Source organism: Rhodococcus sp. (in: high G+C Gram-positive bacteria) (genome assembly GCF_049286785.1).
GTDB lineage: Bacteria > Actinomycetota > Actinomycetes > Mycobacteriales > Mycobacteriaceae > Rhodococcus_F.
Map to the genome: position 1 here is coordinate 1 of NZ_JBAQEO010000108.1, position 6,778 is coordinate 6,778.

A 6,778-nucleotide genomic window follows, 5' to 3' on the forward strand; every position below is an offset into this window, starting at 1 on the left:
GTCCTGGAGACACCCTGTAGCGCGGCAGTCAGCCCACCTCGCGCCGCAGCCAGGTGACTTCGGCACCCTCGCCGCCACTGCGATACGGCTCGAGAGCCTCGTCCCAGGCCGTTCCCAGTGCATAGTCGAGCTCGTCGGCGATGTCGCCGCCCGCCTGCATCAGGGCCCTCAGTCGCATCTCGCCGACCACGACGTCGCCGTTGGCACTGGTGGAACCGTGCCACAGACCCATGCCGGGTACATGGCTGTAGCGCTCGCCATCCACGCCTTCACTGGCGTCCTCGGTGACCTCGAAGCGCAGCATCGGCCAGGCCCGTAGCGCATTGACCAGGCGTGAGGCAGTTCCGACAGGTCCCACCCAACTGGTGGTGGCGCGCAGAGCCCCGCTGGATGCCGGCTGCGCCGTCCATTTGAGGTTGGGTCGGCAGTCGAGGGTCGCGGTGAGTGCCCATTCGATGTGGGGGCACAACGCGGCGGGCGACGAGTGGATATAGACAACTCCAGCCGTCGCGTCCGCGAACTGGTTCAATGCGCGCACACTAGCCTCCTGCTTCGACGAGGGACGTCTTCCCCAACGGCCTCAGTCGACGCGTTCAGCACGCTCGATGGACCAGTGTGCCTTGTGTTGCCGGTGTTGCGCCAGTTGTTGGAGAAAATTGATGTGGCATCATTTCTCGGTTTCCCTGAGAACCGCATCACTCAATTGGGTCCACAACGGTTTTGCCCAGTCCCCGAAATCTCGATCGGTGAGCACCACGCACGCCACGCCGGGCTCCGGATCCACCCACAGGAAGGTGCCGGACTGTCCGAAGTGCCCGAAGGTCCGCGGCGAGTTGTTCAGTCCCGTCCAATGCGGACTCTTGCGCGCTCGGATCTCGAATCCGAGGCCCCAATCATTCGGCCGCTGTGGACCGTATCCCGGCAGAAGGCCGTCGAGTCCGGGGAGCTGCACCGACGTCGCTTCGGCCAACGTGTCCGGCGAGATGAGAACCGGGGCGAACAACTCGGCCGCGAACCTGCCGAGATCGTGTGCCGAGGCCTGCGCGCCGTGGCCTGCGGGACCCACCAGCGCCGCCGAACCCATCGACAGCGGCGTGAACACCGACTCTGCCAGGTAATCCTGGAATTCGATCTCCGTCTCCGCGGTGAGGACGTCGGCGAGTACTTCGTAGCCGGCGCTGGAATAGATTCGCTTGGCGCCGGGAGCGGTCTGCACCTTGTTCTCACCGAAGGCCAGGCCCGACGCGTGCGCCAGAAGATGGCGCACGGTCGAGCCTTCCGGCCCGGCGGCCTGGTCGAGTTCCAAGGCGCCCTCCTCGGTGGCCACGAGAACTGCATAGGCACAGAGGAGTTTGGTCACCGACGCGAGCGGGAAGACGCGGCTCTGGTCGCCGTATTCACCGACCACACCTCCCTCTCGCGTCAGGACCACCGCCGCAGCGTTGTCCACCGGCCACCGGGCGATCTGATCGAGGCTCTGCACCCGGTCAGCCTACGAGAGCGACCTATCGGTCGCGGCGAGTGTTCACCAATCCGCTTCGGTGTACTTGATGACGCCGCGAATGTTCTTGCCGTCGAGCATGTCCTGATACCCGTCGTTCACGTCCTCGAGGCTGTACCTGCGGGTGATCATGTCGTCCAGGTTCAGCTGCCCCGACTTGTACATCGCCAGCAGATTCGGAATCTCGACGCGGGCATTTCCGCCACCGAAGATGTTGCCCTTGAGGTCCTTCTGGAGCATCGCGAACAGGAAGAGATTGAGCTTGACGTCCATGTCGGTCAGGTGGCCCATCGCGGTGACCACGCAGCGGCCGGCCTTGCTCGTCAGCAGCAACGCCTCTTCGACGTACTCACCGCGCATCTCGCCGACGGTGATGATCGATTTCTGCGCCATCCGGCCCTCGGTGAGCGAGATGATCGGCTCGATCGCAGCAGCAGCACTCTCGAAGGCATGGGTGGCGCCGAACTTCAGCGCCTGCTCCCGCTTCCACGGCACCGGATCGATCGCGAAGATCTGACGGGCACCCGAGGCGACCGCACCCTGCAGCGCGCTCATGCCGACGCCGCCGACACCCATGATCACCACGGACTCGCCGGGCTTCACTTCGGCCACATTCGTCGCCGAGCCCCAGCCGGTGGGCACACCGCAGCCGACCAGCGCAGCGACCTCGAACGGAATGTCCTTGTCGATCTTCACGACCGACGTCTGGTGGACCGTCATGTACGGCGAGAAGGTGCCGAGCAGGCACATGGGGATCACATTCTGGCCGCGAGCCTGGATGCGGTACGTGCCGTCGCTGATCGCCAGACCACTCAGCAGCCCCATGCCGAGGTCACACAGGTTCTGGTGCCCGGCCGAACATGCCGGACAGTGCCCACAAGCAGGCACGAACGAGAGCACGACGTGGTCGCCCACTGCGAGATCTGCGACCTCTGGGCCGACCTTGGTGATGACGCCGGATCCTTCGTGCCCACCCATCACCGGAAAGGACGGCATCGGCGTCGCGCCGGTGACGATGTGGTGGTCGGAGTGGCACATTCCGGCGGCTTCCATGCGAATCTGCACCTCTCCCGCCACCGGATCGCCGATCTCGATCTCTTCGACGGACCACGGCTCGTTGAGGCCCCACAGAATCGCACCCTTGGTCTTCATGTAGCTTCCAACCCTTCATTCATGTCTGCACATCTACTGATGTGACCATAGACACAAACGGCCAAAATTGGAACACGTTCTACCGAATTGGGGCGATAGCCCGAGGCCGATTCACCCCGACACGTCATGGAGATGATGGATCGGATCGTGGACGAAGTACCGCGCCAACGACTCGACGGTGAACGAAGCCCCGTCGCTACGCCTCCCGGTACGTCCGCGGCGGTCCGGACCGATGCTCGCGAAGCTGTCCGCGGCCGTCGCGGCGGCCTCCGCCAGTTCCTCCCCCACCGCCACCGGATCCTGCTCGTTGTAGCGCTCCGCCGCCGCTGTCTCGTCCTGATCCCAATTGGGAAACAGCGGATCCTGCTCGTCGAGCATGAGATGCAGTCGCACATCGAAGATCCGGAATACGTCGCGCACGTGCGCGGCGTACTCGAGGGCCGACCAGGTGTAGTCGTCCGGACGCACCCTCACATCGGGGCGGGCGAGAACCGCGGGCCACGCCCCGGCGTTGTCGCGCACCAGTGCCGGAATGTCGTCGTAGCGGATTACCGCCGAATCGAACCCGCAGTCGGTGCACGGGTGCTCGAGCACCCACGTCCAGTCCTTGCTGTCCGGAATGATTGCCATGGCGGGGATCGTAGTGAGTTGCCGGGGACCGCCCACGCGGCCGCGTCGACCGTGCCTGCTCGCATTCGATGTCCACGAGGGGTACCGTTCGCCCCCGGCAGCGGCTGTGGGGGCCGTTCGGTCGCTCTGAGGCGAAGCCGAGAGGTTCATGATGCGCGCCACCTTTCTCGGGGTATCCACGATCCTGATGTCCGACGACGAGACGTCGGTGATGACGGACGGGTTCTTCTCCCGGCCGACACTGTTGCAGTCGCTGCTGCGACCATTGCGTCCCGACGAGGCTGTCATCGACCGGTCACTCGCCCGTGCCGGGGCCGAGCGACTGGCTGCCGTTCTGGTTGCGCATTCGCATTACGATCACGCGATGGACGCCCCACTGGTGGCGCAGCGCACCGGCGCCGAACTCGTCGGATCGGGCTCGACGCGACGAATAGCGGAGGGCTACTCGTTTCCCGCGGATCGGTTCCGGACCATCGAGCTGCGAAAGCCGATGTGCTATGGCAACTTCACGGTGACGGCACTACCGGCCGTGCACAGCCCGAACGCGAAATTTCCCGGGATGATCGAGCACGCCATCACTCCGCCCGCATGGATCCGCGAATACGCACAGGGCGACTGCTTCTCGTTCCATATCGCGCATCCGGACGGCCGGGTGCTGGTACACGCCAGCGCGAACTTCGTACCGGGAGCGCTCGACGGGTACCGGGCCGAAACCGTCTACCTCGGGATCGGCACACTCGGAAAGCAGAGCGACGAATTCCGCCGGGCGTACTGGGACGCTGTCGTGATCCGGACGAGAGCACGTCGTGTCATCCCGATCCACTGGGACAACTTCTGGAAACCACTCGATCAGCCGCTGACACCCCTTCCCCGCGTCGCGGACCACTTTCGACGTTCCATGGAATTCCTCACCGACCGGGCACGCGCCGACGGCGTCGCAGTGCACCTCCCTACGCCGTGGGAGGCGATCGACCCGTTCGGATAGTCCCGGCTCGATTACGACGCACTCCGGTCAGAGCCCTCGATACGATCGAAACGGGTCAGGTTTCGTCACCCCTCGGACCGGAGGCCGGATGTGAAGTTCCCGCTGCTCACCTCGTTCCGGGGCTACCGGCGGGACCGGATCGGTCCGGACCTGCTTGCCGGCCTCACGGTATGGGCCGTACTGGTCCCCGAGTCTCTCGCCTACGCCACCATTGCCGGGGTCTCCCCGGTGGTCGGCCTGTACGCGGCACCGGCCGCACTCATTCTCTACGCACTCTTCGGAAGCTCCCGGCACCTGGTGGTGGGACCGATGGCGGCCACCGCCGCACTGTCTGCGGCCGCGATAGCCGACCTCGCCACGGACGCCGACGCCGCTGCGCTCACCGCAGGCGTTGCGCTCGTCGTCGGCGTACTCGGGTTGATCGCCGCGGCGGCCCGGATGGGATTCGTGGCGTCGTTCATCTCGGAGCCGGTGCTGAAGGGCTTCATCATCGGCCTCGCGCTCACCATCATCGTCGGTCAGCTCCCCAAGATCTTCGGCGTGGAGGGCGGTAAGGGAAATTTCTTCGAGCGGAGTCGGGACCTGCTCACCGCACTCGGCGAGACGGACGGAACCACCCTGGCCATCGGGGGTGGCTCCCTCGCCCTGGTGCTGGTGTTGCGCCGGATCTCCCGACGGCTTCCCGGACCGCTGATCGCCGTCGTGCTCGGGATCGTCGCAGTCGCGGCGTTCGACCTCGACGCCAAGGGAGTGGCCATCATCGGCGAGATCGAGTCGGGACTGCCCGCCGTTGGCGTGCCGGACCTCTCCGGGTCCGACTACTTCTCGCTCCTCTGGGCATCGGTCGGGATCCTGCTCGTCGGGTTCGCCGAGGGGGTCGGCGCCGCCAAGACCTATGCCGCCTCGTCCCACTACGAGATCGACCCGAACCGCGAACTGCTCGGCCTGGCCGCGGCAAACGCCGGATCCGGTCTGTCCTCCGGAATGGTGGTCGGGGGCTCATTGTCCAAGACCGCGGTCAACGGGTCGGCCGGAGCCAGTTCGCAACTGTCGGGAATCTTCGTGGCCGTCCTCTCGGTTCTGACGCTGCTGTTCCTGACCGGATTGTTCGCCGACCTTCCCGAGGCGACCCTGGCCGCTGTCGTGGTCGCCGCCGTAGTGGAACTGGTCGACTTCCGCGCGCTGGCACGGTTTGCCCGGGTCTACACCCCACAGCTCCGAGGAATCTACGGAGTCGCCGCGCGCGCGGACTTCGCCGGAGCCGTCGCCGCGCTGGTGGGCGTGCTGGTGTTCGACACCCTGCCGGGACTGTTCCTCGGGATGCTGCTTTCGGCTCTGCTGCTACTCTTCCGGGCGTCACGACCCCACGTCGCCGTACTCGGCCGGGCCCCTGATCCTCGCCGATGGGTCGATGTCCAGCGCCATCCCGACGCGGTGACCGTGCCGGGCATCGTGGTGGTGCGTCCCGAGACCGGACTGTTCTACGCCAACGCAGACAACGTGGCGGCAGCCGTGCGTAGCCATATCCGCGAGGACACCCACAGCGTCGTCGTCGACGCGGCCACCGTCCCCATCGTCGACATCACCGCGACCGAGATGCTCGGGCGACTCGCCGACGATCTCGAGCACCGGGGAATCCGTCTCATGCTGGCCCGGGACACCGGTCAGGTACGCGACATTCTCACCGCGGCCGGCGACGAAGCCCTGATCGCCCACACGTACCCCACCGTCGAGGCGGCGGTCAACGACGCCCGAACCCGCAAGGACGCTTCCGACGACGAGGCAAATCCGGACTGACCGGCGGCCGGCTGCCGGTGTCACATCGGGCGACGGATTCCGAGAGGAAGTCCTCTATGCAGTATCTGGATGCGCGCGTATACATAGGCCCATGAGACTGGCAGCCGCCACTCTGGCGCTACTACTCTTCTGCACGCTCCCGGCGTGTGGCGGCTCTGAGGTGGAACTGAGAGAAGAACCTTCTCCCACCGCCACAGGCCCCGCGATCAGCACCGCATCGCCACCGCCGGCCGCCCCCGCGATGTTTGCCGTGACCAGTCCCGCCTTCGCCGACAACACGCAGATCCCGGCCGAGTATTCATGCACGGGCCGTAACGTGCCTCCACCACTTCGCTGGGAGAACGTGCCGGCCGGCACCGAGTCGCTGGCCTTGGTCGTAGATGATCCCGACGCCGTCGGCGGTCTCTATGTCCACTGGATAGTTACCGGGATGCCACCCTCAACGACCGACATCGTCGACGGCGCGCTACCAGAGGGAGCTCGAGTCGGCCTGAACTCCGGGGGGAACGCTGCGTATCTCGGCCCCTGTCCCCCGCCCGGCACCGGCGTCCACCACTACCGCTTCCAGCTGTACGCACTGGGCACACCGTTGATGTTTGCGCCGACCACACCGGCGCAGGATGCGACCCGAACCATCGCTGACGCGGCCGTCGCCGTCGTCAGCACGGTTGGCCTTTTCGGCCGCTGAGGCCGGCGTCGATCACCGTGGGGCA

Annotated in this window: 7 protein-coding genes; 3 read left to right on the forward strand and 4 right to left on the reverse strand. The window is 65.9% G+C overall.

Annotated features, from left to right (window positions below; all coding sequences use genetic code 11):
* Window positions 1–28: 28 nt before the first annotated feature.
* The 4 genes from WAW17_RS04290 to WAW17_RS04305 all read right to left on the reverse strand — a co-directional run bounded on the left by WAW17_RS04290 (window position 29) and on the right by WAW17_RS04305 (window position 3,283).
* Window positions 29–538 carry a DUF3145 domain-containing protein gene (locus tag WAW17_RS04290; protein WP_422331771.1) on the reverse strand — a complete coding sequence of 170 codons (510 nt, stop codon included), beginning with the start codon at window positions 536–538 and terminating at the stop codon, window positions 29–31.
* A 129-nt stretch (window positions 539–667) separates the two neighbouring features.
* Window positions 668–1,483 carry a serine hydrolase domain-containing protein gene (locus WAW17_RS04295; RefSeq protein WP_422331772.1) on the reverse strand — a complete coding sequence of 272 codons (816 nt, stop codon included), beginning with the start codon at window positions 1,481–1,483 and terminating at the stop codon, window positions 668–670.
* A 42-nt stretch (window positions 1,484–1,525) separates the two neighbouring features.
* Window positions 1,526–2,653 carry an NDMA-dependent alcohol dehydrogenase gene (locus WAW17_RS04300; protein WP_422331773.1) on the reverse strand — a complete coding sequence of 376 codons (1,128 nt, stop codon included), beginning with the start codon at window positions 2,651–2,653 and terminating at the stop codon, window positions 1,526–1,528.
* 111 nt (window positions 2,654–2,764) lie between these two features.
* Window positions 2,765–3,283, reverse strand: coding sequence for a DinB family protein (locus WAW17_RS04305; protein WP_422331774.1), 519 nt, complete (start codon window positions 3,281–3,283; stop codon window positions 2,765–2,767).
* 151 nt (window positions 3,284–3,434) lie between these two features.
* Here WAW17_RS04305 and WAW17_RS04310 point away from each other — a divergent pair, with 151 nt between their 5' ends.
* From WAW17_RS04310 to WAW17_RS04320, 3 genes are all read left to right on the forward strand, one after another.
* Window positions 3,435–4,268, forward strand: a complete 834-nt coding sequence (locus tag WAW17_RS04310) for an MBL fold metallo-hydrolase (RefSeq protein ID WP_422331775.1) — start codon at window positions 3,435–3,437, stop codon at window positions 4,266–4,268.
* 90 nt (window positions 4,269–4,358) lie between these two features.
* Window positions 4,359–6,065: a SulP family inorganic anion transporter gene (locus tag WAW17_RS04315; protein WP_422331776.1), complete on the forward strand. Its 1,707-nt coding sequence runs from the start codon at window positions 4,359–4,361 to the stop codon at window positions 6,063–6,065.
* A gap of 91 nt (window positions 6,066–6,156) precedes the next feature.
* Window positions 6,157–6,753: a YbhB/YbcL family Raf kinase inhibitor-like protein gene (locus WAW17_RS04320; protein WP_422331777.1), complete on the forward strand. Its 597-nt coding sequence runs from the start codon at window positions 6,157–6,159 to the stop codon at window positions 6,751–6,753.
* Window positions 6,754–6,778 lie beyond the last annotated feature (25 nt).

Coding starts and splice junctions, on each gene's coding strand:
- WAW17_RS04300 (WP_422331773.1), bottom strand. CDS start 2,653: ATGAAGACCAAGGGTGCGATTCTGTGGGGCCTCAACGAGCCGTGGTCC.
- WAW17_RS04320 (WP_422331777.1), top strand. CDS start 6,157: ATGAGACTGGCAGCCGCCACTCTGGCGCTACTACTCTTCTGCACGCTC.
- WAW17_RS04310 (WP_422331775.1), top strand. CDS start 3,435: ATGCGCGCCACCTTTCTCGGGGTATCCACGATCCTGATGTCCGACGAC.
- WAW17_RS04305 (WP_422331774.1), bottom strand. CDS start 3,283: ATGGCAATCATTCCGGACAGCAAGGACTGGACGTGGGTGCTCGAGCAC.